At 63.8% G+C, this 1,281-nt stretch carries 2 protein-coding genes and 1 pseudogene; 2 read left to right on the plus strand and 1 reads right to left on the minus strand.

All coding sequences use genetic code 11. From position 1 onward, the window contains the following. Positions 1-478: pseudogene (locus GOX53_RS29410) on the minus strand (integrase); the annotation flags it as partial. A gap of 90 nt (positions 479-568) precedes the next feature. Here GOX53_RS29410 and GOX53_RS29415 point away from each other — a divergent pair. Further along, a complete protein-coding gene (locus GOX53_RS29415) occupies positions 569-844 on the plus strand; it encodes a type II toxin-antitoxin system ParD family antitoxin (RefSeq protein ID WP_171182419.1) in 276 nt (91 codons plus the stop codon). Further along, positions 828-1,181 (plus strand): type II toxin-antitoxin system RelE/ParE family toxin, encoded by a 354-nt coding sequence (locus GOX53_RS29420; protein ID WP_171182420.1) that lies wholly within the window; start codon positions 828-830, stop codon positions 1,179-1,181. Before GOX53_RS29415 ends, GOX53_RS29420 begins: the two co-directional genes overlap by 17 nt. The last annotated feature ends 100 nt before the right edge of the window (positions 1,182-1,281 follow it).

The following is a 1,281-nucleotide window of genomic DNA, read 5'->3' on the forward strand; positions in this document are numbered from 1 at the left end:
CGCGGGTGATCGGGTGGGCGGATTTCGGGGCAGGAGGGCGGGCAGCGGCGCGGCGGGCCTTGGCGCGGGCTTGTTTGACGATCGGCGCGTCAAACGGGTTGAGGAGGTTCTTCATCCGGTGGAAGGCGCGCCAGGAGGCGATGCGCCGGTCCAGCGTCGACGGGGCCGGGCAGGGGAGAGCCTTGCGCAAGCCTTGAGTGATCAGAGCCTCCGCGGTGCGCCGGGCGATGTCGTCCTCGGCCGCGTCCTGCAGATCCCGCGCATGATCGAGGATGAAGGCAAGGGCAACGTCCTGGTCTTCCGGCCAGGACAGGGGCTGTGAGAAGCGCGCCTGTTTCCAGGCGGTGATGTAGAGCAGGTCGCGCTCATAGGCCCGCAGCGTGTTCTCGGGGGTGCCGCGGACGTAGAGATCGGTCAGCGCCTCCTGGTCGGCAGCGGAAAGGGCAGGGGGGCTCGTGGGCTGGATTGCCCTGATCATGACGCGTGACCTTTCTCTCCGAAAAGGAGGGAACTGCAACGCCCTTGAACTCGGTAGCACTGAGTCGTACTCTGCGGGCAGGAGGCTTTCATGACGGTCAAAACTTCGATCTCCCTGTCCGAGGCGCAGGCCGAATATGCGCGTGAGCTGGTGGAGCGGGGCATGTTCCCGTCGCTGAGTGCGGTGGCCCAGCATGGGATCGACCTGATCCGGCAGCGCCAGGAGGCCGAATGGGCCGATAGCGAGGCGCTCAAGCTGCTGCTGCGGGAGCGCGCCAGGGGGCCGTTTCTCCCGGAAGACCAGTTCCGGGCACGCGTGTCGCAAATGCTGGAGCGCAAACGTGCGGCTGATGGCCTGGAGGATTGAAGTCTCCGCCGATGTCGTCCGCGATATCGATCTTCTGTTTCACCACCTGGCCGACAGCTATGTGGGGTTTGGCGAGACCAGATCTGTGGCGGACGCAAGAGCCCTGGAACGGATCGGCGAGATCCTGGGGGCGGCCGATCGTATTGCTGTCGCGCCGTTTCGTGGCGAAGCGCATGGGGACATTCTGCCGGGGCTGCGACATCTGACCCTCGATCAGGCCATCTATTGGTACCAGACCGACGAGACCGCAGAGACCATAAGGATCCTGGCGATCTTCTACGGGGGGCAGGATCATGTGCGACGGATGCTGCGGCGGCTGTTAAGCCAAAGGGCCTGAGACACCGGCAAATCAGGCAAAGCGGGAGGTGCGCAACAGGCATCATGTCGATTTTCCCAAACCTGTAGACTGCTCTTGCTTGTTTTGACCATTTTTCATG

It is taken from the genome of Ruegeria sp. HKCCD8929, from assembly GCF_013031405.1.
Classification (GTDB): Bacteria; Pseudomonadota; Alphaproteobacteria; order Rhodobacterales; family Rhodobacteraceae; genus Ruegeria.